General features: G+C 38.3%; 24 protein-coding genes. 18 read left to right on the top strand and 6 right to left on the bottom strand.

Features of this window, described 5'->3' with window-relative positions:
- Positions 1-109: 109 nt before the first annotated feature.
- Complete coding sequence (locus tag ATHSA_RS05430; RefSeq protein WP_232060051.1) at positions 110-1,756, top strand: IS1634 family transposase; 1,647 nt, start codon at positions 110-112, stop codon at positions 1,754-1,756.
- Here the strand turns inward: ATHSA_RS05430 and ATHSA_RS05425 are convergent.
- From ATHSA_RS05425 to ATHSA_RS05415, 3 genes are read right to left on the bottom strand one after another with little or no spacing between them, the layout of a single operon-like run.
- Positions 1,747-2,658: a potassium channel family protein gene (locus ATHSA_RS05425; RefSeq protein WP_161848121.1), complete on the bottom strand. Its 912-nt coding sequence runs from the start codon at positions 2,656-2,658 to the stop codon at positions 1,747-1,749. The genes ATHSA_RS05430 and ATHSA_RS05425 overlap by 10 nt on opposite strands.
- A 5-nt stretch (positions 2,659-2,663) precedes the next feature.
- Positions 2,664-3,557, bottom strand: coding sequence for a cation diffusion facilitator family transporter (locus ATHSA_RS05420; protein ID WP_161848120.1), 894 nt, complete (start codon positions 3,555-3,557; stop codon positions 2,664-2,666).
- Positions 3,541-4,590 (bottom strand): endonuclease/exonuclease/phosphatase family protein, encoded by a 1,050-nt coding sequence (locus ATHSA_RS05415; protein ID WP_161848119.1) that lies wholly within the window; start codon positions 4,588-4,590, stop codon positions 3,541-3,543. Before ATHSA_RS05415 ends, ATHSA_RS05420 begins: the two co-directional genes overlap by 17 nt.
- 104 nt (positions 4,591-4,694) lie before the next feature.
- On the opposite strand from ATHSA_RS05415, the gene ATHSA_RS05410 reads away from it, so the two are divergent.
- The 14 genes from ATHSA_RS05410 (at position 4,695) to ATHSA_RS05345 (ending at position 20,051) form a co-directional block, all read left to right on the top strand.
- Positions 4,695-5,414 (top strand): ABC transporter ATP-binding protein, encoded by a 720-nt coding sequence (locus ATHSA_RS05410; protein ID WP_161848118.1) that lies wholly within the window; start codon positions 4,695-4,697, stop codon positions 5,412-5,414.
- Complete coding sequence (locus ATHSA_RS05405; protein WP_161848117.1) at positions 5,404-6,156, top strand: ABC transporter permease subunit; 753 nt, start codon at positions 5,404-5,406, stop codon at positions 6,154-6,156. Before ATHSA_RS05410 ends, ATHSA_RS05405 begins: the two co-directional genes overlap by 11 nt.
- Positions 6,157-6,405: 249 nt before the next feature.
- On the top strand, positions 6,406-7,425 hold the full coding sequence (locus tag ATHSA_RS05400) for an SIS domain-containing protein (protein WP_161848116.1): 1,020 nt from the start codon (positions 6,406-6,408) through the stop codon (positions 7,423-7,425).
- Entirely contained in the window at positions 7,426-8,394 is a 969-nt protein-coding gene (locus tag ATHSA_RS05395) for a BadF/BadG/BcrA/BcrD ATPase family protein (protein ID WP_161848115.1), read from the top strand. It begins immediately after the preceding gene.
- Positions 8,391-9,326, top strand: a complete 936-nt coding sequence (locus ATHSA_RS05390; RefSeq protein WP_161848114.1) for a tagatose 1,6-diphosphate aldolase — start codon at positions 8,391-8,393, stop codon at positions 9,324-9,326. The genes ATHSA_RS05395 and ATHSA_RS05390 overlap by 4 nt, the downstream gene beginning before the upstream one ends.
- 10 nt (positions 9,327-9,336) lie before the next feature.
- Positions 9,337-10,101: a DeoR/GlpR family DNA-binding transcription regulator gene (locus ATHSA_RS05385; protein WP_161848113.1), complete on the top strand. Its 765-nt coding sequence runs from the start codon at positions 9,337-9,339 to the stop codon at positions 10,099-10,101.
- Positions 10,102-10,121: 20 nt separating this feature from the next.
- A complete protein-coding gene (locus ATHSA_RS05380; protein ID WP_161848112.1) occupies positions 10,122-11,411 on the top strand; it encodes a Gfo/Idh/MocA family protein in 1,290 nt (429 codons plus the stop codon).
- A complete protein-coding gene (locus tag ATHSA_RS05375; protein ID WP_161848111.1) occupies positions 11,408-12,274 on the top strand; it encodes a carbohydrate ABC transporter permease in 867 nt (288 codons plus the stop codon). Before ATHSA_RS05380 ends, ATHSA_RS05375 begins: the two co-directional genes overlap by 4 nt.
- 12 nt (positions 12,275-12,286) lie before the next feature.
- Positions 12,287-13,114 (top strand): carbohydrate ABC transporter permease, encoded by an 828-nt coding sequence (locus tag ATHSA_RS05370; protein ID WP_161848110.1) that lies wholly within the window; start codon positions 12,287-12,289, stop codon positions 13,112-13,114.
- A 25-nt stretch (positions 13,115-13,139) separates the two neighbouring features.
- Positions 13,140-14,384 (top strand): ABC transporter substrate-binding protein, encoded by a 1,245-nt coding sequence (locus ATHSA_RS05365; protein ID WP_161848109.1) that lies wholly within the window; start codon positions 13,140-13,142, stop codon positions 14,382-14,384.
- 32 nt (positions 14,385-14,416) lie between these two features.
- Positions 14,417-15,229, top strand: a complete 813-nt coding sequence (locus tag ATHSA_RS05360) for a sugar-binding protein (RefSeq protein ID WP_161848108.1) — start codon at positions 14,417-14,419, stop codon at positions 15,227-15,229.
- A 70-nt stretch (positions 15,230-15,299) separates the two neighbouring features.
- The gene (locus ATHSA_RS05355) at positions 15,300-16,811 is read left to right on the top strand and encodes an endo alpha-1,4 polygalactosaminidase (protein ID WP_161848107.1); all 1,512 of its coding nucleotides are present in this window, start codon (positions 15,300-15,302) and stop codon (positions 16,809-16,811) included.
- 5 nt (positions 16,812-16,816) lie between these two features.
- Positions 16,817-18,811, top strand: a complete 1,995-nt coding sequence (locus ATHSA_RS05350) for an alpha-galactosidase (RefSeq protein WP_232060053.1) — start codon at positions 16,817-16,819, stop codon at positions 18,809-18,811.
- Positions 18,801-20,051 (top strand): class II D-tagatose-bisphosphate aldolase, non-catalytic subunit, encoded by a 1,251-nt coding sequence (locus ATHSA_RS05345; protein WP_161848105.1) that lies wholly within the window; start codon positions 18,801-18,803, stop codon positions 20,049-20,051. The genes ATHSA_RS05350 and ATHSA_RS05345 overlap by 11 nt, the downstream gene beginning before the upstream one ends.
- Here the strand turns inward: ATHSA_RS05345 and ATHSA_RS05340 are convergent.
- The 3 genes from ATHSA_RS05340 to ATHSA_RS05330 are packed head-to-tail and all read right to left on the bottom strand — an operon-like array spanning position 20,036 to position 22,352.
- Positions 20,036-20,803 carry a Nif3-like dinuclear metal center hexameric protein gene (locus ATHSA_RS05340; RefSeq protein ID WP_161848104.1) on the bottom strand — a complete coding sequence of 256 codons (768 nt, stop codon included), beginning with the start codon at positions 20,801-20,803 and terminating at the stop codon, positions 20,036-20,038. The two genes, ATHSA_RS05345 and ATHSA_RS05340, sit on opposite strands and share 16 nt — an antisense overlap.
- Before the next feature lies 1 nt (position 20,804).
- The gene (locus ATHSA_RS05335; protein ID WP_161848103.1) at positions 20,805-21,137 is read right to left on the bottom strand and encodes a ferritin family protein; all 333 of its coding nucleotides are present in this window, start codon (positions 21,135-21,137) and stop codon (positions 20,805-20,807) included.
- 15 nt (positions 21,138-21,152) lie between these two features.
- Positions 21,153-22,352 (bottom strand): glycosyltransferase family 4 protein, encoded by a 1,200-nt coding sequence (locus ATHSA_RS05330; RefSeq protein ID WP_161848102.1) that lies wholly within the window; start codon positions 22,350-22,352, stop codon positions 21,153-21,155.
- A gap of 63 nt (positions 22,353-22,415) precedes the next feature.
- Between ATHSA_RS05330 and ATHSA_RS05325 the strand changes: the two genes are divergently transcribed.
- The 3 genes from ATHSA_RS05325 to dtd are packed head-to-tail and all read left to right on the top strand — an operon-like array spanning position 22,416 to position 25,813.
- A complete protein-coding gene (locus ATHSA_RS05325; RefSeq protein ID WP_161848101.1) occupies positions 22,416-23,249 on the top strand; it encodes a DUF368 domain-containing protein in 834 nt (277 codons plus the stop codon).
- A complete protein-coding gene (locus tag ATHSA_RS05320) occupies positions 23,239-25,389 on the top strand; it encodes a RelA/SpoT family protein (RefSeq protein WP_161848100.1) in 2,151 nt (716 codons plus the stop codon). The genes ATHSA_RS05325 and ATHSA_RS05320 overlap by 11 nt, the downstream gene beginning before the upstream one ends.
- Positions 25,364-25,813, top strand: coding sequence for a D-aminoacyl-tRNA deacylase (dtd, locus tag ATHSA_RS05315; RefSeq protein ID WP_161848099.1), 450 nt, complete (start codon positions 25,364-25,366; stop codon positions 25,811-25,813). Before ATHSA_RS05320 ends, dtd begins: the two co-directional genes overlap by 26 nt.
- The last annotated feature ends 100 nt before the right edge of the window (positions 25,814-25,913 follow it).

Here is a 25,913-nt window from a genome sequence, read left to right as displayed (position 1 = left end):
TGGGAAATGATTAGAGTCAGTAATAGCCAAAGAAGCATTTGCTGTAACCTTGACGCACATCACAAAGATTATACCACTATTTACCGTTTCGGATAGAGTCCATTGATTTATGCCTTTCTGCTGCTATGATCTATTTGAAAAAGACAGCGGAGGTAGAAAAATGGAAATCACTACAAAGCAACTTGATCACCATGGACTTGTGGCTGGGACATTTGATAAATTTGAAATGGGAGAGGTCATTGAAAAGAGAATACCGAAAGTCCGGAACTTCAATCTTTCAACGTCTGCGATAATAAAAGCGATGATCATACTCGGGCTTGGTTTTGTTGACAGGAGATTGTACTTTGCAGGGAGTTATTTTGAGAACTGGGATGTTGAGAAACTTTTAGGCGAAGGAACTAAACCGGAAGATCTTAACGATGACGCTCTCGGCAGAGTGCTTGACAAGATTTATGATTACGGTCCAACGGAATTATTTCAAGAGATAGCGGCGCACGCTTTGAACAAACTTGAAATGGATGTTCACCTCGTTCACACCGATACCACAAGCGTGAGTGTAAGCGGCAATTACGAGATGGAAGACGGGACGAATGGTTTTAAGATCACCTTCGGTCATTCGAAAGATCACAGACAGGATTTGAAACAATTCGTGATAGGGATGGTTGTAAATCAGCATGGAATGCCGATGTTTGCCAAAACATACAACGGGAACGAATCGGATAAAGAGTCGATCAAAGAAATGGTCAAAGCAATCAGGAAGAACATTGACAAAGACAAGAAAGTCTATCATGTGGCAGACAGTGCTTTCTACACTGCGGAAAACATTAGCGAACTCAGAACAACATACTGGATAAGCCATGTGCCGTCTACGATAAAAGAGGCTGAAGAAATGCTAAATAAAGAAGTTGAATTTCGTCCGACCAAAATTGAAGGATATGAAGTGTATTCCGAAATAAGCAATTACGGCGGGATAAAACAAAAATGGATAATGGTGAATTCGAAATATCTTAAAGAACAGGAACTGAAAACATTTGACAGGCATTTGAAAAAAAGCAAGACAGAAGCGGAAAAGTCATTGAAAAAGACTGTGACGAAAGAACGGTATTTTTGTTCTGAAGACGGAATAAACAAGTCCAGACAATGGATGGAAGCTCATCCTCTTTTCAAATACGACAAGTTTGAGATAAAGAGCGTAAGAGTCAGAACTGACGGGAAAAGAGGAAGGCCTAAAGATGGGGATCCGACGATAGAAATGTATGAAATAGATGCTGAGATAGGTCTGAATGAAGAAGCGGTTGAAAAGGCCAAAGCAAAACTCGGAAGATTCATACTTTCAACGAACGACATTGAACTTGAAGATGAAAAAGTGCTCGAATATTACAAAAACCAGACAACGGTCGAAAGAGGATTCAGGTTTTTGAAAGACAAAAGTTTCGGAGTAAGCGATGTGTATCTGAAAAAGCCCGGACGGATTCAGGCACTTGTGATGATAATGGTATTGACGTTATTGGTGTACTCGCTTTCGGAATGGGAAATAAGGCGCACATTGAAAGAGACAGGGCAAACATTTCCGAATCAGTTGAAAAAGCCGACAAACAGGCCGACATTCAGGTGGATATGTCAGAACTTCATGAACATAACCGTTGTAAATGTGGTTACAGATGGGCAAACAACCACACAGATAGCGAATTTAAAAGATTTGCAGATCAAAGTGATAAGACTTTTGGGAGTTGAATATGAAAAATATTATTTCTGATCAAAGATGTGCGAAATGTGGGTTATCTGAGCCTCTTTTAAAGTTTTACCTGCCAAGGGGCTTTTAACGTTGACGAGAACTTCTTCCATTTTAAGGTGAATGTTGTTCGACTGATGAATTATGTCCATAAAGGATTGGAGAGCGGGATTAAGCACAAGAGAGGCTATCCTCGATCCAACGATCTCCGTTGCGGAGAGCACGTTATCTACGCCGGCATACCTTAGTCTCTTTATGGCAGTTACATTATCGGCCTCGCTTATGATCTTTAATCCCTTGTTCATATTTCTTGCCATCAAAGAGACGTAAACGTTAAGGGAGTCATCAGAAAGGGTAATAACTAAAGTTGAGGCTTTGCTTATGCCAGCCTTTAAAAGAGTTTGCTCGTCCATTGCGTCTCCGACGACGTACATTAAATCTTCTTCTTTCATGACATCAGAGATTGCACGCTTTACTTCATCGACTCTCGAAGGCGTCGGCGTTGCAAAAACGAATGGATATTTCCTGTTTGCAAGTTGTCTTACGACGTACTTTCCTATCTCACTTCCACCCATTACTATACAGTGTCCTTCCATTTTTTCTATCATACGCATCATCCTTCTCAATCTCATGTATTTTCTTAAATCTCCATCTAAGAAAAATGAGGTGACAACTCCTATAGCGTAAAGATATGTGGATATTCCTATAACTATAAGGATCGTTGTGAAAAGATAACCGTTGTAATCGAGAGGTTTTGGAAGACCGTAACCTACCGTTGACAGTGTCATTGCGGTCATAAAAAGTGCATCGACGACATCCCATTTTTCTATTATCATGTAACCGAGAACGCCGAAGACAAAAACTCCGGCAACAAGAGAAAATGCCAAAATGACATGCCTTATTCTTCTTTTGAGATCCTCTTCCATTTAAATCACTCTTTTATATCCGGCCATTCGTCCTCTCCACCACCTATCGGTTCGGCGTGGATCGTGACTTCCTTTACCTCTGGTAATTTCTTCTTTATTTCGTCTTCTATAGACGTCATTATAGTGTGAACATGTTGAAGGCGCATCTTGCCCGGCATCTCCACGTGCATGTCCACTATGTAGTACGATCCGAGTTTTCTAACCCTTATAAGATGGGGGTTGAAAACATATTCTTGCTTTTTAACGATCTCTTCTATCAGGTCTGTCATGGCCGGATCACGTTTTTCCATAAGTTCTGGAAGACCAGTCTTTATAACGTCTATGCCCATCCAGACTATCAAAACTGCCACGGCTATAGAAGCGATAGGATCGAAGATCGTCATTCCAGTTATCATGACAAGTACTCCACCCACAAGAACGGCGACTGAGGCAAAAACATCGCTCATGTAATCCTTTGCGTCTGCAATGACGGCCTGATTTGAAAATCTTTTTCCCATTTTGAACATGTAATAAGAAAGAAAGAACTTTCCCACTATACTTATAGATGCGCCTACGATCATTATAGTCGCGATAACCTCGTGATGACCAAGGTCGATAAATGATTCCTGAACAATAATAAAACCCGCGAAAATGACCGAAATTCCAATTATATTCGCGACTATTGTTTCGGCCCTACCATGGCCGTATGGATGATCGATGTCTGGCGGACGGCCTGCGACCTTTATGCCCTGATAAGCCAAGATGGATTTTGCAACGTCCATAATCGTGTCTATTCCGTCACTTATCAAAGCGATAGATCCACTTATGATTCCGAGAAGTACTTTGAATATTGCGAGTATTGCGTTACCGTAAATTCCGATCTTCACAGTCTTTAGGCTCTGCTTAGTTCTTTCTTCCATTAAACTCTCCTTTAAGTTTAATCTTTAAATGTACAGGATTATGATCGCTATTTTCGAATCCCAAATCAATCGTTTTTACAGAAATCATCTCGAGATTTGGAGAGACTAAAAAACCATCTATGACTGTTACAAAATTTTCTCCCTTTACAAACGGCCTCTCGTTAGATCGATTGGTAGGAGTATTCGGATCAAATGCCCACTGCCATCCTGGTTGTGTCCAGTTAAGGGGAAATTCGAGATAATTTTTCAAATACTTTTCGGAAGTTGTGAATTCAAAATGCTTTTTCGAAAGGCCTGGCATTATCAAATTCCAGTCTCCACCAACTATTACGTAATTACCTTTCTCATATTCCTTTAAGATGAAACTCTTGATGTATTCAAGTTCTTTCATTCTCAACTTCCCATCGTCAAAGGCCGAAAGATGTAGATTCAATATCAGCAAATCATGGGAATCCACACGATACCTCGTAAGCAAAAAGGCTCTTTTGAGTTCAAAAAGTTTTCTTGGCCATTCTAAATCACCGGGCAGGGCATACCTTTCAACCCTGTATGGCTCAAACTTTGAAAGCATCATAATTCCGGATTTTACCTTGCCGATTGGAGAGAGTAAAGGTACAGGTACAAATTGTACGTTATAATTCATCGCAAAGTAAGAAAGGTAAGGCAATCTTGAGAATAACTCCACCTCATTTATTTTGTAAGTCCTTGATGATCTTAAGTCAACTTCCTGCAAAAGAATGAAATCAAATTTTTGATCATATAAAAAGGAAAGAATCGAATTCATGTTTTCTTCCACGACCCTTTTGTTTGCTGGTTTTGAGGTTTTACCTCCGCTCATGAAAAAATCGGCATTCTTTCCAAGACCGCCGTAACCTACATTCCAAGTCAAGATCGAAAATTCACGGCGAAATTTTTCACCTTTGATCTTACGTAAAACTGTGACTTTCTCAATTTTAGGAGGCCTGTACATAGTTATCTCGGAAAAGATTATGAATCCCAAAATGATTGATAAAATGCTCAAGATGTATAACATAAGACCTCCATTCGATGCCATCAAATTATATCATAAGAGCATGTGGCGTGTGGTTATTTAAGTATAGTATAATATATCGAACCTCTTTTAAGATGGAGGAGAGTATGGAATCATTCGTTAAGTTCGAAAATGTTACAAAGATTTATCCAGGAAAGGTCAAGGCCCTTGACGACGTATCATTTGAAATTCCAGCGGGAAGTGTCTTTGCCATCCTTGGACCGAATGGAGCAGGAAAGACAACGACCCTGAAGATCATGATGGGATTCATAAAGGCTACAGAAGGAAGTGTAAGTATCTTTGGTCATTCTCCATTTCCAGATGGGGATAAAGAAATTTCTTTTGTTCCAGAGGAAAAAAATTTGTACGATTGGCTGACGGCATCAAAGATGAAGGCGTATTTTTCTAAATTTGCCCCTCATTTTTCAGAAGACAGATTTCAAAAGATTTCAAAAAGGCTCGATCTAACTTATAGAAGAAGGGTTAAATCACTTTCTCAGGGGAACAGAACAAAACTTTATCTTTCTCTTGCTCTATCGCAGGATGTTAAAATCTACGTACTCGATGAGCCAACTTGGGGTCTCGATCCCATCGTAAGAAACGAAGTGCTCGGTCTCGTAAGCGAGATTGCAAAAGAAGGTAAGACCGTTATATATTCCTCGCATATTCTCTCCGAGGTCGAGGAGGTATGTGACAATCTTTTGATCCTAAAGGATGGAAGATCGATTTACACAGGTACCTTGAAGGAATTAAAAGAAGGAAATGAAAAGAACTTTTCAAAGATATTCATAGATATGATGAAGAAAGAGGAAGATTATGGCTCTTGAATTGAGGATGAATCTTTTCAGATCTATAGTTTTAATTGCCATAATGGTCGGCCTTTCCGTAGTGCCTGTTTTGAGTCATAACTTTGTGACTGACATCTTTAACTCACCGCAAATTCAGGAAAACTTGAAAAATAACCCTTTAGGGCGCGAAGGTTTCAATGCGATCTTTTCCAATTACACTTTTTATTCTTACGCGGAATGGTACGGCGGAAATTACAATTTACTTTCTATAATTGCCGCCATAGTGATCAGTTTTCCCATATTCGCAAGGGAGAAAGAACGCAAAACGATATATCTCATAAGCGGAAGAAGGACAAGATGGGAGATCTTTTCATCAAAGGTCATTTCCGGCTATATATTGACAGCCATAACGGTAGTCACTGGAGGATTGTTTTATTACCTCTTCTCGAGGATAATGGGTTTTTCTCTGAACCTGAATATGGTTTTGATATGGACATTAAGAGTCACGGCAGGTTCTTTGCTGTTTTTCCAAATAGGCGCGTACACATCGATGATCTTTTCGGGGCAGGTTAAGCCTATTCTTTTGGACATAGCAATTTATGCCGGATTAATAACTGCCGGTGTATTCAAACAGACCAAGTTTTTGGACTTTCTCGAATACATGACAGGACAAGATGTGCTTACCAATCAATCCATTGGAATAACCTTCTTGATTCTTTTGATGATCTCTTTGGTTATATTTGCACTTCAATACCTTCATTTCAGAAACTCTGAACTTTAACATCCTTTTAAGCAAGAATTCTCCCATTTCTATAAGTGGTGGGAGCATGTTACGAGTGCATGAAACTGTAAAGAAATCATAAATAAAAGCAGAAATTCTAAGATCTAATGATTTAAAATGGAATAATGGCAAAACTTCCCGTTTAATCGGGAAATTATCTTATTTTTAAGGGTTTGTTTTCTATATATAATTATATATAATCATTTTAGATGATTATATATGATTATATATGATTAAGGAGTGAGACCTTTGACGACTAAAACAGAAAGAGAAATCAGCGAACAACCTGAAAAATTTGAAAAGATAGTAGAACAATATGAAGTTATTTCAAGTGATCTTTTGTCGTTTTTGAAAGATATTGAAAAATTCTCCGAGATAGATTTTGTCGGATGTGGATCTTCTTACTATCTTTCAATGGGATTATCATTCCATCTGAATCGTGTGTCAAAGGGAAAGGTTATTTCCAAATATTTCAGCGGGTCCGAAGTTGCATTTGGCCTGAGAAATTTCCAGAAAAATTCAGTTTTAATAGGTATATCAAGGTCTGGAGAATCTTCAGAAACAATTTTGGCCTTGAGAAGGGCTAAAGAAAATGGCGTTAAAACCTGTGCCATTACCTGCAATTCAAAAAGCGAATTGGCCAACATCGCGGATATTTCTGCAAATCTCGATTTAGTGAATGAAGAATCAGTTGTTATGACTCAATCATTTACATCTATGGCATTTTTAGGGACCTTGATAATACGAAATATTTTCGATCTTGATTTAAAAGATTACATGAAGTCTGTCCCAGATATTTCCAGTAAAATTTTGGAAAATTCTAAGAATTTGTTCGATAAAGTAAAGCCCGAAAATTACGAACACTTTGTTTTTCTCGGGTATGATGAATATTTCGCCTCATCAATGGAAGGAGTCATAAAGGTTTCCGAAACCTCTCTTACTCCGGCCGAAGCCTATCAGACTTTAGAATACCGTCATGGGCCAAAATCCAAAGTGAACGATAAAACATTGGCAGTTATTCTTGCAAATGATTTCATAGAATCAGAGGAAGAAAAAATGGCAAAAGAAATAGAACAACTCGGAGGCAGCGTTATCGTCATGTCGAAAGAAAATACGATCATAAAAAATAGGTTAGTCCTTCCTTTTGGGGATTTCAGTGACTGGTTTGTCAGGGTAATACCTTTACAGATAATAGGCGTAAGAAAATCTTTGAAAAAAGGTTTAATGCCAGATGCACCAAAAAATCTTACGAAGGTTGTGAGGTTTTGAATGAAGTACTTCCTTGGTGTAGACGGTGGAGGAACAAAAACTATCGTCGCAATAGCCAATGAATCTGGAAAAGTAATTGGATTGTCAAAGACAGATTCGGTTGATATACTGAACGTTCCTCAAGAAGAAGTTAAAAACAAACTAAAAAAAGCGATAGATGAATCTTTGTCTAAGGCCAAAATAGAGATCGAAGATATTTCTTTTTCGTGCTTTGGAATGTCTACTTTCGGAGATGTTCCGGGAACGGAGAAAGAGATCGAGAAGATAGTAAAAGACATATTACCTAAAAGCATGGTCGTCAATGATGTAAGGGTAGCACTTGAAGGCGCTCTTCCTAAATCTCCCGGGATGATATTACTTGCAGGCACAGGATCGATGGCAATGGCCAAAGATATCAAAGAAAGGATTTTTAGAGTAGACGGTTGGGGAGAATATGCCGGAGATCTTGGAAGCGGATATTTCGTCGGTCGAATGATACTTCAGAGATCCTTCGAAGAATATGACGGAAGAAGGGAAGAAAGTCCTCTTTTGAAAATGGTTAAGGATTTTGCGAATGTATCGGATTTAAGAGAGATTTTGACAAAATGCAAGGGACAAAATGTTAGAACGTATATTGCCAGTTTCTCAAAAATTGCTTGTCTTGGGGCCACGAATGGAATTTACGTGGCATCCGAAGTGATTTCCATTGCGGTTCAAGAGTTAAAAAGAAGTGTAAAGGCACTTTTGAATAAACTCGATTTTGAACCCGTGAAACTTGCCTACGCAGGAGGGCTTTTTAACTGTGAATACTTTAAAAATGAATTTATATCCACTATGAAAGAAGTTAAAAGAATCGAGATAGTCAGACCTGAATTTCCTCCGTACATTGGATCTTTAATTATGGCTGCAAAGAGTGTTTTGAACCAGGATGAGTTTTTAAGTTTCTACAATGGTTTGAACAAAAATGAAAAGGAGTGGCTGTCACGATGAAAATACAATCCGGGAAATATAGAGGATTTATCAAAATTTCTAATGAAATAGGACAATTCCAGATGTTAGCGCTTGATCAAAGGAATTCTATCGAGAAGATGGTAAAAGATGTAAAAGGAAGTGTCGATCCTGAAGATCTTGTGAGAATAAAAAGATCGATATTGAAAAACTTGTCCGATAAAGTCACAGCAGTTCTTGTAGATGGAGAATACGGATTTCCCCAAAATCTAAGATATGTCTCGAGGAATTCCGGGATAATTTTATCCGCCGAAAAAAGTGGATATTCGATAGATCCTTCTCATCCCAGTGACAGGCTGAGTTCATTGTATCGCGAGGGAGTTGCAAGTATTGCAAAAGATGCTGGATTGGATGCAGTTAAATTGCTTATTTACTGGTCTGAAAATTCCTCCGATAGCACAAAGTCGCATCAGATGAAAATTGTCGAGGAACTTGGAAGGGAATGTGAAAGGGAAGATATCCTTTACATTCTCGAGATTCTGACTTATAACGTAAGCGGTACGAGATCAGATGCCATATTGAAAGCACTCGAGACCTTTAGCGAGGGGAAATACAAAGTAGATCTATTCAAAGTGGAGCCAATAGTCACAGATGCCAAGGATAATCTAAGATCGGAAGACATCTACAGAACAACCAGAGGCAAGCCATGGGTCGTTTTAAGCGAGGGAATGGATGCCGAAAAATTCGCGGAAATTTTGGATTTGAATTGTCGAATTGGCGCTTCTGGATTTTTGGCCGGTAGAGCAATATGGAAAAAAGTTGTATCAAGCGTTGATGATACAGAAGAGATGGATTTGCATCTAAAGCATACTGGTACTTATAACTTGAATTTGATAAAACATTCTTCGGAAAAGGCCGTACCATTTTTTAACGTGCCTTATTTTGGTGGATTTGAAAACATAGAGATCATTTGAGGATCAGAAAATGCTATCTGAAGAAAGAAGAATGAAGATATTTGAATATTTAAAAAGCAAAACAAGTGCCACAACAGAGGAATTGATAGAAAAATTCAACGCGTCTGGCAGTACCATAAGAAGAGATCTTGAATACCTTGCAAGTAAACAACTTATCAGGAGAACTCACAGTGGAGCGATCGTAAATACTCCTTACACTGAAGGAAATTTTATAGTCAACTACAACTTCATGAAAAACGAAAAGCAAATGATCGCACGAAAGGCCATTAAGTTGATAAGCGATAACGATTTTATAGCCTTAAGCGGAGGGACAACCTCTTACATGCTTGCGCGAGAGATAATAGATTCTCCTCTTAAGAATCTTACCATTCTTACAAATTCGGTGAACATATCTACACTTGTCATCGAGAGCGTAAAGGATTTTAAACTTATTTTAACCGGAGGCGCTCCTCGAAAGGGAACTTATGAATGTGTCGGTGAAATCGCACTTAGGGTCATTAGAAACTTCAACATAGATAAATTTTTCGTGGGAGTAAATGGCATCTCGATAGAAGGCGGTATAACTTTTTCCAATATGGAAGAGGCTGAAATAGCAAGAGAGGTACATTCTCATAGCCGTAAAACTTACGTTATAGCCGATCACACGAAATTTGGAGTTGTAAAACATATAAGAACTTTTGAATTCAACGAAATCGATGGAATCATAACCGATTCTCTTTCTAAAGAATTCATGAATGAAATCAAAAGTTTAAATTTGAGAGTCGAGATTATTTGAATAGATAAGGAGAGAAAAAAATGGCAGGTCCTAAGGTTATCTTAATTGGTGCTGGAAGCAGGGGAAGAGATATTTACGGTGCCTACGCTTTGGAAACGTCAAAAATGGATATCGTGGCGTTAGCCGAGCCCAATGATCAAAGAAGAAATTCCTTAGCAGAAAGACTTAAGATACCGTCCAACAGAAGATTTAGAGATTGGAAAGATCTTCTATCTGTCGGCAAAATCGCAGATGGCGTTATTATAGCAACTATGGATAATCTTCACGTGGAACCTGCTGTAGAGTTTTTGAAAGCAGGTTACGATATTTTACTTGAAAAGCCAATAGACAGAACTCTCGATGGGGCAATAAAGGTATATCTGTATGCTCAAAAATATAAAAGAAGAGTTATGGTTGCACACGTTTTACGCTACACGAAATTTTTCAGAAAAGTTCGTGAACTTGTCTGGAGTGGAACGATTGGCGATCTTATAGGCATTGAACACAAAGAAAATGTTGGATACTGGCATATGGCTCACAGTTTTGTGAGAGGAAATTGGAGGTCAAAGGAAGAAACGGCCCCGATGATTTTGACCAAATCATGCCATGACATGGACATAATTTACTGGATCATAGGAAAGAAATGCTCAAAGATTTCTTCATTTGGTAATTTGATGTATTTCAGAAGGGAAAAAATGCCAGAAGGTGCGGCAGAACGTTGCCTTGACTGCAAGGTAGAAGACACATGCCCGTATTCTGCTTTAAAGATATACCTCAATTCCAAAACGGGTTGGCCACAAAATGTGATATCGGAGGATCTATCGTACGAAGGAAGATTAAAAGCCTTAAGGGAAGGACCTTACGGTAGATGTGTTTATGCTTGTGATAATGATGTCGTAGATCATCAGGTTGTTTCTATGGATTTTGAAGGAATAAGCGTTAGTTTTACCATGCAAGCCTTTACGTTTGAAATGGATAGAAGAATAAGAATCTTTGGTTCAAAGGGCGAGATCCAAGGTCATTTTGGAAAAAGCGAGATCGATGTCTTACTCTTTGGGAAAGAAAAGGAAAAAATTCAAATTGAAAGCGGAGATATAGACACATTAGGACATGCAGGCGGTGATTTTTATATGCTCGATGATTTTGTCAAAATGCTTGAAGATCCAAATTATGAAAGTATTTCCACGTCTATTAGAGATTCGCTCGAAAGCCATTTAATGGCGTGGGCTGCAGAAAATGCAAGGTTAGAAAATACAGTTATAGATATGGAAAATTACAGATCTGAAAATATCGATAAGGTGTACAAAAAGATCTTTGGAGAAGAGTCATGAATAAAAAAGAAGGATTGTTCGGTTACATTTTCATATCTCCATGGATCATCGGACTTTTAGTATTCACCATAGGACCTATAGTTTTTTCCTTTGCCCTGATATTTTCAAGTTGGAACTTAATAGGTCCGTTGAAATTTGTCGGTCTTGAAAACATTTGGAATATTCTTCATTCAACTTTTTTCTGGTCGGCACTTAGAAACACGGCATTTTTCACCTTGTATGTTCCAATCTCTGTGATTCTATCCTTAATAGTTGCTGTCTTAATGAACAGGATCCCTGGGTCGTCTATTTTTAGATTAATATACTTCTTACCTTCTGTAACACCTGCCGTTGCAAATGCTGCCGTATGGATATGGCTTTTGCAGCCATCTTACGGTGTTGTGGACAACGCTTTGAAAAACTGGTTTAACATAGAAGGGCCCGGATGGTTCTCCGATCCAAATCTTTACATTCCAACGTTGATGATGATAAGTATCTGGGGAAGTATTGGATATAACTCTATCCTCTTTACTGCGGGTTTGAAATCCATCGATAAGAGTATATATGAAGCGGCGTATTTAGATGGTTCGAATTCGATCTCAACTTTTTTTAGAATCACAGTTCCCCTTATCTCTCCAACTATCTTTTTTGTTACCGTCACATCTGTCATATGGTCATTTCAGGTCTTCGATCTTGCTTACATGACGAACAACGGTGTTACCTCTTACTACAATATAACTTTAGTTCAATACATTTATCAACTTGGTTTTCAGTATTTCCATATAGGAGAGGCGTCGGCATTGGCTTGGATATTAACAGGGATCATCTTTTTGATAACTTTGTTCGAATTGCAGGCCGAAAAAAAGTTAGTCTTTTACCAATAAAAGGAGAAAGACATGAAGAAGTCCAAATTGATAACTTTAATCGCTTTCGTAATAATTTTAATAGGCGCAATTCCAATGATCCTGCCTTTTGTCTGGATGGTTTCGACATCTTTTAAGTCCCTTAGCGATACGATGGTCTTTCCTCCGGATTTTTTTCCCAAAACGATAAGATGGGAAAATTACACAGAACTTTTTAGCCTTGTTCCAATAAAAGACTGGTTTTTAAACTCGATCTTTTTATCAGTTATGAACTCGATAGGTGTTATAGTTTCATCTTCACTGGTAGCGTTCGGATTTGTGGCTTTAAATTTCAAATTAAAAGATTTCTTATTCACACTATTACTTGTGACTATGATGATTCCATTTGAGGCTGTTATGATACCACAATACATCTTGTTCAATTTTTTTGGATGGATAAATACTTTATATCCCTTGTGGGTGCCATCCTTTTTTGGAGCCGCTTACATGATCTTTTTCGTAAGGCAGTTTTTCAAGACTATATCGACAAGTTACATAGACGCAGCAAAAGTTGATGGTGCTAATTACTGGCAGATCTTTTATAAAATATTCATTCCCTTGTCATATCCAGTCCTTGTCACCGTGGGATTGCTGACATTTATAAATACATGGAATTACTTTTTGGGGCCTTTGATATATCTAAACACTCCATCAAAAATGACAATAGTTTCCGGTTTAAGTTTCTTGAGCGGTCAGGCTCTTGGATATTGGAATTACATAATGGCTGGATCTACACTGGCCATATTACCGGTGATAGTTCTTTTCTTAATAGCCCAAAAATGGATCATAAGTGGCATAGAACTTCAAGGAGGAATTAAATGAATGTTAACGAATGGAGGGGATCCAAATGAAATTTAGGTTTATGTCGATCTTTTTAGTCTTACTACTTTCTTTTGCCATATCTATTACGGCTTTCGGAAAGACGAATATAACCTTCATGGTTTGGGGAAACATCTTCGAAATCCAGGCCTATCAAAAGATGGTGGACAAATTCAATCAATCTCAAAAGGACATCTTTGTTTCTCTTCAATCAACTTCGTGGGGCGCTTACTTTCAAACGTTGCAAAATAGAATTGCCGCAAATAATGCACCAGATGTCTTTGTAATGGATGGAGCATATTTTGACAATTTCGCCAAAGAAGGTGTGTTTTATAACCTAACTAACCTTATGAAAAGTGTAAATCTCAACGAGTACTATTTTGAACCTACTGTTTGTGAATACAATGGCATCGTTTATGGAGCACCTAAAGATATAACTATAGGTGGAATTCTTTACTACAACAAGAATCTTTTTGACAAGGCTGGGCTTTCTTATCCAAACTGGGATTGGACATGGCAAGACTGGCTCGATGCGGCCAAAAAATTAACAAACATTGATGCAAATAAATGGGGAATGTACATACCCACCTATGGTGAAGGAGGGCTTTACCAGATAATATGGGAAGCCGGAGGTGACATTTTAAACAGCAGTAAAACGCAGTTCACGCTCACGAATCCAGACACTTTAAAAGGTCTTCAATTCATGTACGATGTCAGATATAAATACTACGTGAATCCTTCTGAATCTTACATGCAGGGCCTTTCGGATCCATTTATGACTGGAAACTTCGGTACAGTTCTTGGAATTTCGTCGAGCATTGTCGGATACAAGAGCCTTCCATTCAAATGGGGGATTGCTCCTATTCCAAAAGGGCCCGCAGGAAGATATATGAGCATAAATCAGTTATCTTACGTTGTATCAGCACAATCAAAGAACATTCAGGCTGACTGGGAATTCATAAAATTTTTGATAGGTCCTGAAGGGCAGAAGATAATGGCTGAAAATGGTCAGGCTATACCTGCTTTAAAAAGTGTAGTCCCAGTTTACTTTGACAATTTTCCTCAGGCAAGCGGGCTTTTGGATATATTGAACAGGAGTAATGAGGATCCATCTATTTTACGCGACATTCCTTTTACGCTTTCATGGTATGAATGGGAAAACATGTTGGAAAGTACATTGGAATACGCATGGACCAACACCATGAGCCCAGAAAGAGCCGCTTCAATAGCACAGCAAAGTTGTCAGAAGATATTGGATAGGGCTTTAAAATAAATTTCACTGATTAAAGGGAGAGGTGATAAGTTGTGAAAAGGGCACTTGTGATTTTGTCGATTTTAACCTTGGTAGTGTTAGGGTCTTTAGCATTCGCTGATTCTGTGACTCTAAACGTCGCAAGTAGTTCTCCTGCGAGCACCCAAACTTTGAAATTGAGAACCGAGACATGGACCCAGTACGCTCCTTATTTCCCACAGCCACCGGTTATAGACGGAAAGATAAATCTCAGCGATGAATGGTACTTGAGTCCAAGATACTATTTGGGATTACCCGTTGACGTCGGTTACCAGCCAGAAAACTGGGAAGGGCAGGAAAAGCAATCGGCCGTTTATTACTTAGGATGGGATCAAAATTACTTTTACATGGCAATGGAAGTCAACGCAACACCTGTAGTCCAGATGGCGGTAGGATCCAACATGTGGCAGGGCGATCATATTGAATTGTGGTTTGATACACAAATGCAAGAAGATTTCGATCTTAAACAACCCAACAAAGCCATATTCCAGATTGGAATAAGCCCGGGAAACTTTGATTTCATAAAGCCAGAAATATACGTATGGACTCCACCCGTTTTGGCAAGTGAGGTTGCAAAGTGTAAGTTGGCAGTTGTTCAAACTCCGACCGGTTATAATTTCGAGGTTGCAATTCCATGGAAGTTGTTAAATGTCGATCCTCAACCCGGAATGTTAATGGGCTTTGTGGTATCTCCAAGTTTCACGAACAAACCCAATACACTTTCACAGGATGTCATGATAAGTTCTTCTCCGAAGTCACCAAATAACTGGGGAAATCCTCAATTCTTTGGTAACCTTTTCCTCATAGATCCATTGAATAAATTCTGATTGAAAATCAAAGGGTATCTTTGAAGATACCCTTTGATTTTAATTGTTAACTGAAAGTGAGGGATGGAAAGTGAGAAAGATCCTTGTATTTATTATCTTAACTTTTACTTCTTTGATTTTATTTGCCAATCCCATTGATGGAATAAAGAATTTTGTTTTCTATTACGGAAAAGACGATATAAACCAACTTTCTAAATACGATCTTGCCGTTGTTCAGCCAGATTCGTATTCAACGAGTGAGATTAAGGAAATAGAATCTCATGGGGTTAAATTGATCGCTTATATGAGCATAGGAGAATCAGATAACAAAAATGTAGATCCATCTTGGATACTTGCAAAGAATGAGAACTGGAATTCGTACATGATAGATGTCAGAAAACAGGGCTGGAGAGATTACATATTAAATGTTCTTGCAAAGAAAATAAAAGATATGGGATACAATGGATTCTTTCTCGATACCGTTGATACGGCAGTTCAATTTCCACAAACTGCCGATGCAATGGTCTCTTTGATAAAGGAAATAAGAGAAAAATATCCCGATATGATAATCATTCAAAATAGAGGTTTCCCTCTTTTGAGCAAAACAGGTCCTTACATTGACGGAGTTTTGTGGGAAGATTTTGCCTCAAAATACAATTTTATAAATGGTACTTATGAAAAGGTAGACATAAATCCAGTCGAGGTAGATCGGCAGGTTAACCTCGCTAAAAAGTTTGGATATAAAATCCTTGCGTTAAGTTATGCGGGAGAAAATGATTACAATCTGATGAACTACATCTTTTCTGTGTATGAAAAGTATGACGTACTCGGATCTATAACAAATCTTTACATCAATTCGATATACACATATAAGCCTGGCATGCCAATCCCAGTTTTAACTTATAGTTCTACCAATGTTTCTTCCGAAATTTATTTCAATCCAGAAAGGCCGGAAAGTTCTACTGCTTATATATATGGACCCGGCTGGAGTAAACCGGAGAGCATTGTTGGGATATGGTATAGAAGATGCGAAGGATGGGATGCAGGTGCTGTTTTAACATTTAACGCGACGCAGAACTCCACTTTTTTGGTCATATATTTCGATGGAGGATTAAACGATTTTGCCCTTCAGATTTCCGCCTATGATGGTACAAACTGGCCCATGATAGCCTCAATTCCTATAGGCGACGATAATATGCCCAAGGCTACTTTGGTGAACATAGATAAAAAATACCTTTACGATGTGGATTCAAAAATTCCGGGAATTCAAGAAAAACTTGGATTTAAAGGGGGAAGAATTGCATACATAGGAAGACCTGACATGATGGAATTTGCACTTGGCAATTTCGGTTATCGGAATAACAAAATAACATTTACGGTAAGAAATGTTGGAATCAATCCTTCAAAGCAATTTGAGATACTTGTGTATAACAGCAAAGGCCAACTAATAAAAGACGTAACTGTTGATCAACTCGGTCCAAATGAGGATTACAAAGTGTCAGTTGAGGTTAACAAGTCTTTTAGCCCTTTGAAAATAGTGATTAACCCGGGAGACAATAAAGAATTCGATACAAGTGTAAATACAACGACGGTTAATTTTTAAAATTTATGAAAACTTTAAAGACGTATAAAATTTCATCGGGGAATTTTCAACTTTTAATGGATAACAATTTTGGCTTTGAAATTTTTGATACTTATTCAAAACGGTGGATAACGTTAAAAGGTTCCGCTGATTACCTTTTAAAGGCTGATGGAGAAAAGATCGATAAATTCTCTTTAGAAAAGGTAAAGGTTTTGAATGGTAAAAATGGATTGGGACTTTACAAAAAGTACATTTTTGAAGGCATTTCTGAAACCAAAAATTCTCAAATGAAAAAATATGTCTACATTACCGTTTTTTCTGATTTTAAGGATGCCTTTTTGATCAAAGTAAAATATTTGATCGGACAAAAAATAGATATAGAAAATGTCGTAAGAAATGAAATAAAGATCGGCAATTCCAAAATGTTCTGGGCCTTTCAGGGTGCAAGTTATCCAGAAAGGCCAGATTGGATACTCCCTGTAACTCAAAATTACCACAGAGAAAATTACATGGGCATGAATTCAAATGATTACGGCGGAGGAATTCCGATTGTAGATGTATGGTCAAAAGATGGTGGAGTTGCGATAGGCATTCTCGAGAAAAAACCACATCCAGTCTCAATTCCTCTTGTCAGCGATAAAGAGGGAATTCATCTCAAAATTTTAGAGAATAGAAAGGTCATTCTAAATGGAGAATACGAAGGTTATAGCACTGTTTTGTTACCCCACCGTGGAGATTTTTTCGATCCTTTAGAACGGTATTCGAAGATTTTGACGAAATTAGGTCTTATCGTAAGAAAGAATAAATATCCCAAAGACGCTTATTTGCCTCAATGGTGTGCGTGGGGATATGGAAGAGATTTTTCTTACGATGGCCAGTACATGGAAGATATTCTTAAAACGATCGGCAAGGTAAAAGAACTTGGATTTGGATGGGTTGTAATAGATGATGGATGGCAAGACAAGTACGGGGATTGGGGAATAAGCAAATTGGCCTTTGGAAATGGAGAAGATGATCTCATCGAGACGGTGAAAAAAATTCATGAAAAGCATTTAAAGGCCGGAATATGGTTTATACCTCTTGCCGCCTCCAAAGATTCAGAATTGTTAAAAGTACACAAGGAATTAATGGTTTTAGACAAAGATTCGCATCCGATAGAGATCGATTTTTGGAATTCCTATTACCTTTGCCCATCAATGGCTGGTACAAAAAAAGTCACCACAGATCTCGTCAAGAGATTGATTTCAAATTACGATTTTGACGGTCTAAAAGTAGATGGTCAACACATAAATGCGGTGCCGCCATGTTTTAACAATTCTCACGATCATAAAAGCGAGTTTGAATCCTATGAGAGTTCCCCAAAATTGATAAAGAAAATATATGACCTGTCTCATTCCATAAAAAAGGATGCCGTAATAGAAATATGTCCATGCGGATCCTGTGCTTCGATATATAACATGCCATCCTGCGATTTGCCGGTTGCCTCTGATCCGAAAAGTTCATTTCAGATAAGACACAGAGGAAAGGCTTTTAAAGCACTTATGGGTAGAAATGTTCCATATTTTGGGGATTACGTTGAATTAACTGAGACAGGTAAGGATTTTGCCTCAACAATAGGCATCGGAGGTGTTCCCGGCTCTATGTTTACTCTAAATGGAAGCGGTCATTATCCTCTTACAAAACAAAGAGAGAAAAATATTAAGAAATGGATAGATATCTACAATAAACTCAGACTTTCTGAAGGAGAATACCTCAACCTTTACGACATGGTCTTCGATCATCCCGAAACGCACGTTGTAAGAAAAGGGAAAAGGTTATATTATTCCATCTTTGCGAGTAAGTTTTCAGGTCAATTAGAATTAAGGGGATTAAAAAAATCGAAAGAATACGAAATATTCAACTGTGAAAATGATTATAAAATAGCAACTCTTAAGAAAGGAGAAAGATTTGTGAATTTGGATTTCAAAGATCACATTCTCATTTGTGCGATTCCAAAGCAGGTGGCAGATTATGTGGCTTGATAGCGTTTTTTTGAAAAATAGAGGAATATATTCTGTGTGCAGTTCAAATGAGAATGTTTTGGATGCTTCTATTGAGTTTGCAAAGGAGAGAGAAGATTTTTTGCTTATCGAGGCGACATGTCATCAGGTTAATCAATTTGGTGGATATACCAATATGACGCCAGAAATTTTTAGCAAAAAGATCTTTAAAAAGGTTGAAGAATTAAATTTTAATCCTCAAAAAATCTTGCTTGGAGGAGATCATCTCGGTCCCGATCCGTGGAAAAATGAATATGCCGGTACAGCAATGGGCAAAGCAAAACAATTAGTGGCCGAATTCGTAAAAAATGGTTTTGGGAAGATCCATCTGGATTGTAGCATGCCATTGAAAGGAGACAATGATTTCTCGACAACTTTAGTCGCAGATCGCGAGGCAGAATTGTGCGCTGTGGCAGAAGAGACCTACGAAAAATATGGTGGAAATAAACCCGTTTACGTTGTTGGCACCGAGGTGCCTGCTCCCGGCGGAAGCGTGCAAGAGGTTCCAGAAGTAACCTCTGTTGCAGAGTTGGACGAAACGATCGAAGAACTTCAAAGTGCTTTCTCGAGATTCGGTCTAAAAAATGCGTGGGACAGAGTTATAGCGATAGTCGTAAGACTTGGAATAGGTTTTGGAGATGAGATATCCGAATATGAAAGTGAAAAGACAAAATCATTGTGTGCCCATCTGAATCGGTATTATCCATCTTTATACTTTGAGGCCCATTCGACAGATTATCAAACGGCAGGATCCCTAAAACAAATGGTCAAAGACGGTATAAAGATATTAAAGGTTGGACCTGCACTAACAGATGCTTACAGAAGAGCCATATTTTCATTGAATTTTATAGAAAGAGAGTTTATAGACGAAGAGAAACAATCCAGATTGATCGAGAAAGTGCTAAAAGTAATGAATGAATATCCAAAGTACTGGCAAGATTACTATAAAGGTAATGGAAACAAACTTAGATTAGATCAAATGTACAGTTATTTCGATAGAATTAGATATTACTGGCCATTCGAAGAAGTTGAGAAATCTACGAATCGTCTTATTGAAAATCTTAAAGATATTCCTATGAGTTTAATTCGTCAGTATCTTCCAGAACAATATAAAAACATAAGGAAAAACAAACTGAACAAAGATCCCCGTGCGCTAATAAATTACGAAATAAAAAAGGTATTGAATGACTACCAAAAAAGCGTGATTTACAAAGTCCAGTAAAAACGTTCGTGGTACTTTGTAACTTTGAATCCAAAGTCGCGTGAAAATTCGATCATGCCATCTTCAAAGAATTTTTCGCTCTCGTCGTGATCGACAACTATGACGGAGATTCCCGACTGGACTGCTTGAGATATCTCGTGATAAGATAGGTCTCCGGTTATGTAAAGATCTGCGCCTGCGTCAATTGCGTTTTTTAAAAAATCTCCTCCAGATCCCGAACATATCGCTATCTTTTCAACCTCAACGTTGCCGATGGGAGCGAACTTGACGTGATCTACTTCAAGTTTTTCTCTTACAAAGTTGACGAATTCCTCGATAGGTCTTCTTTTGACCAGACCTATTCTTCCTATTCCATTTCCGTATTCGTCTATTTTGACAAGAGGATGACACTCTTTCATTTCAAGAAGCCTTGCAAGAATATCGTTCAAACCACCAATTGCCGCATCGTAGTTCGTATGGCACGAATATACAGTTAACGAATTCATTATAGCGGTATATATAATCCTTCCTTTGAAATCGTCAGATCTTATCGATTTTAAAGGATGAAAGAAAATGGGATGATGGCTTAATATCATTTGGGCATCCGTTTGAATGGCTCTTTCTACTGCCTGTTCGGTAATATCAAGAGTTATTATCACGTTATGAAGTTCAACGTTAGGACCCTCGATCTGGATTCCGCTGTTATCGTAACTTTGCTGGAGGGCAAGCGGGAATTTTTCTTCTATCTTTGATATATATTCCTTTACAAGCATTTTATTTTTTCTTCCTCGATCTTGTCGCCTGATCTTTTACCTTTTCGATTATCTCTTCAACTTCCCGACCTCCATCTTCGTAAAATTTTTCTTCTTTTGAATCCAAGTACTTCAAAAGTTTCAGGAATTCTCCGGCATGAACCCTTTCCTCATCTGATATGTCTTCGAGGACAGCCTTTGCCACCTCATCGTCTGTTGATTCGGCAAGTTGGGTGTACAATTGTATCGCTTCGTATTCGGCCGCTATCATAAACCTTATTGCCCTTACAAGTTCTTCGTGAGAAAGTTTTCTGTCATTCGCAAGTCCTGAAAATGAATTTCCAAATTCCGGCATCTTTGCTCTCTCCTTTCATTTCAAATTTTCGAGGAAATCCACATATCTTTTCATTATTTCTTCTCTTAAATAGTTTTTTATCACGTAATCCTTTCCATCGATCGCGTTTTTCTGGTAGGCCTCGTAATTCGATCTTATTTTTTTTATAGCCTCTATTATCTCGTCGGTATTTTCTCTATGAACTCTTATTCCGGATTTAGACTTATCGAAGATCTCGGCAGATAAACCATCAAGACCGTATATTACCGGTCTATTGGCCACGGCGTACTCAAAGGTCTTTGAAGGAAGGGAATCTGAAAACAACTTTGCATTTGCAAGATGAATGAAGAGAATATCGCTGGCAGCGTAATAAATCGGAACATGCTCTCTTGGAACTGGCGGGACAAAATGAAGGTTGTTAATCCCTTTGGAAATAGAGAGAAGTCTTTCTTTGTCCGATCCATCGCCAACTATTATGAATTTAACATCTTTCAAGGCCTTTGCAGCATTCACAAAAACTTCAAGATTTTGTCCGAGTCCGACATTACCAACGTAAGAGACCACGAATTCATTATCGTCTATTGACAAGAATTTCCTTGCATCCGCTTTTTTATCGCTCCATTTCGATATTTCTTCCAAAAGATACGAATCCAGTCCATTTGAAAATGTGACAAGTTTGTCCTCCGGAATACCTCTTGAAGAGATTCTTTCATTCATAAAAGGCAATACCGTAACTATTTTTTCGGCCGTTTTGTACATCTTCATTTCGTAATGTCTCATAACTTTTATCACCGGATTACTTTCTTTTGCCTTTCCAAGTTCTACGATGGTGTCGGGCCAGAGATCTCTTATTTCGACAACCAAATGTTTGACCTTCTTTTTTAGAGAAATACCAGACATGCCTATGAAAAATGGAGGGCTTGAGACTATTGCAATGTCTACATTGTTTGATCTGCATATCTTCTTTGCCTTGCTCTTCATTTTCAAATAGAAATTCAACTGTCTCAATATCTGTGCGAGGGCAGAATTGTTTCCACTTTTAACGTTTATCCTTATTATCTGTTCTTTACCCTTTTCCTCTTCCGAAACCTTAAAGGACGAATATCTGTTAGGTGTCGCAGTAAGTACGACAACTTCGTGCCCTCTTTTTATTAGTTCATTTGACAGTGCTTTAAGTCTGAATGCAGAAGCACCAAGATCGGGTGGATAATGCTGCGTTATTATCAATACCTTCATTGGGGACTTCCTTTCTTAATTCTGTACGATTATATGATATCATAATAATTAAGGTGTATTCAATTGACAGGAAGATACGCTATCAGGATAATAGCAAGTGGTTTTTTTATGGGAATAGGCATGATTTTGCCGGGAATAAGTTGGCCAGTTGTGGCAATAATGATCGGCATTTATGAACCTATTATTCTTACTTTGAATAAACTCATTTCATTTCAAAAGATAGATAAAGATGATTCGATCTTACTTTTGTTATTGATAACAGGCATCGTCCCTGCACTTTTTTTGATGTCTTACTTTATTTTGAAATTCTTGATGAACTTTAGATTCGGTATTTATTCTATCTTCGTGGGCCTGATAATAGGAACTCTTTATTCTCTTTACAAACAAATAAAAAAGAAAGGCCTTCGTGAATTGATATGGTTTCTGGCCGGCATTGCCGCGATCTTTCCCCTTTTCTTTGGACGCATTGGCGACATCGCCTTTTTTCAAAAGAATATGGGAATAAGAATTGTAGACTTTTTGGCTGGATTTATATCATCTACCTCTTTACCGGCCATCGGAGATTCTATAACCTTTATTCTTCTTGGAAATTACGAACATTTGCTTTTGGCAGTCAAGAATTTCGATTTATTAACCCTTTTGATCTTTGCCGCCGGTTATCTGGTAGGATTCTGGATTTTTATAAAAATAGTTGGAATCTTACTTGAGAAATACCATTCTCAAACCTTTTCTTTCATAAGTGGGCTTATGATATCTTCGATCTTTTTTATATGGCCATTCCGAATATCTTCCTATACTTTCAAGAGTGTTATACTATTCTTAACCCTGACTTCTATTGGCGCTTTTATTTCAATCTATTTTGGAATTGTTATGATGAGAGGAAAAAATGGAAAGTGAAGAGAATTACAAGATAGTCATTTCGAGAATAATCGAGGCGTTAAAAAAAGATCATTCCCAACAAGAGGTTGAACTCGTCGAGAAGGCTTACGAATTTGCAAAGGAAGCACACAAGAATCAAACACGCGCCTCCGGAGAGTTGTACATTTCACATCCAGTTCAAGTCGCAAAGATTGTTTACGATATGGGAATGGATATACCTTCAATATGCACGGCCCTTTTACACGATGTGGCCGAAGATACGGATATTCCAATAGAAGAGATCGAGAAACACTTCGGATCTGAGATTGCGAATATGGTTAACGGCCTTACAAAGATAAAGACTCTTGAAAATGAGGATATAAAGTTTTCAGAGATAGAGACTATAAGAAAGATGATCTTTGCGATGGCCCAAGACATGCGCGTTGTTCTGATAAAACTTGCCGACAGACTTCATAACATGAGAACTATAGAAGGATTTGCCGAGGCATCTAAAAGAAAGGAAAAGGCCCGTCAAACTCTCGAGGTGTATGCGCCTATAGCCAACAGGCTCGGAATATACACGATAAAAAGAGAACTTGAAGATCTTTCATTCAAAGAATTGTATCCGCAGGAATATATAGAGATAAAAAAATTAGTTGATAAGAAACTCCAGGAAAGAAGTCAAGAAATAGAATATTACAAATCTCAAATTGCCGGGGTTCTCGATCAAAACGGGATAGAATACGTTGAAATAAGCGGGCGTGCGAAGCATTTTTACAGTATCTGGATGAAGATGAAAGAAAAGAATAAATCTTTCGACGAGATCTACGACCTTTTTGCCATAAGGATCGTTGTCAAAAATATTCCGATGTGTTATGAAACGCTCGGCGTTATTCACAGTTTATGGACACCGGTACCGGGAAGGTTCAAAGACTACATAGCCGCTCCTAAATCTAACGGTTACAGAGCACTTCACAATACCGTTGTGACAGATAGAGGAGAGTTTCTCGAGATTCAGATAAAGGACGAACAGATGAACCACGAAGCCGAGTACGGAATGGCTGCACACTGGAAATACAAAGAAGGAAATATTCAAAAGAGTGAATTCATAGACAAATTGTTAGAATGGCAAAGAGACTACTCAAAGGGCCTTGTAGGATGGAAAGAGATGGCAACGGAGATGAGTCTCGATGAGGTCTTTGTTTTCACCCCAACGGGCGAGGTAAAGCATCTTACGAAAGGATCAACGCCGATAGATTTTGCATATTCGATTCACACGGATATCGGGAATCATTACGCCGGAGCCTCTGTTAACGGGAGATTAGTTCCGATGGGTTACCAACTTAAAGATGGAGACAGGGTTCAGATCATAGTCGATAGAAACAGTGAAGGGCCGAACGCAAGTTGGCTTAAGTATGCCCATAGCGTCCACACAAGGGCCAAGATAAAAAAATTCCTTAGAGATAAATTCGCAAGCGAATATCAGGAAAAGGGCAAGGAAATACTAAGAGAACTGTCTAAAAAGTACCATCTTACAGTTGAGGAGATTTTAAACAAGCCAGAGATAAAGGCATATCTAAAAGATAGAAACATAGAAAAGGATGATGAACTTGAATTAAGGCTCGGATCCGGAGCAATAAAGGTTTACCAAATAGAGAAATTTCTCGGCCAGATTCCAAAGCCGGAGTTCCAGCACGAAATTACCGAGCCCGAAGGGACTGAAATAGTCGTCGATGATTTGAAGGGCATAGAGGTAAGATTTGCCAAATGCTGCAATCCAGTTCCGGGCGATCGAATTGTAGGCGTTGTCACCAAAAATGGAATAAGCATTCATACAGCCGATTGCCTTAATTTAAAAAACATGGATAAAAACAAAATCGTAAAGGTATCATGGGGAAATTCGAATGAACTTTTCGGTGCAAATATAGTCCTCGAAGGAGACGACAGAGATGGGCTTTTGAATGATATAATGAACAGAATAAAGGAAAAACATATCCAGATAGTTGGTGTGACATCATGGGTCGATGACGTGAGAATCGCACACATCATCGTCAGAGTCAACGTTGCAAATCTCGTTCAGTTGAATGATCTCATAAACCACCTTAAGAAAGAAAAGGGTATAAGTAAAGTTTACAGGGAAAGAGGAAACAGTCTTGAGGGCCGTAATTCAAAGGGTTAAAGAATCTTACGTAAAAGTTGATGGAGAAACAGTTGGAAAGATCGGCAAGGGCCTTTTGATACTTCTTGGAATAGGAAGAGAGGATACAGATAAAGATCTTAAGTGGATGGAAGACAAAATTCCAAATCTCAGAATTTTTGAAGATGAAAATGACAAGATGAACAGATCTTTGATAGATATTGGTGGAGAGATTCTCGTCATCTCTCAATTCACACTGTACGGAGATGCATCCCACGGAAGGAGGCCTTCTTTTTCCGAGGCGGCCCCTCCCGACATGGCAAGGGAGATGTATTTGAGATTTTGCGAGGATCTTTCGCTAACTTATCCTGCCTTAAAGGTAGAAAGGGGTATATTTCAGGCAAAGATGGAGGTCTACATTGTAAATGACGGACCCGTTACGATAATAGTGGATTCCAAAGCGTAAAGATGTGTTTCACAATATTAACAAATCAATGTATTTTTTTCAATGTAAAGTTCGATTTATTCTTTTGATTTTAAGTTATAATAAAGTGGTTTCCCGCATC

Source organism: Athalassotoga saccharophila, from assembly GCF_009936215.1.
In the GTDB taxonomy this organism is placed as follows: domain Bacteria; phylum Thermotogota; class Thermotogae; order Mesoaciditogales; family Mesoaciditogaceae; genus Athalassotoga; species Athalassotoga saccharophila.
This window is presented reverse-complemented; position numbering and strand designations above follow the sequence as displayed.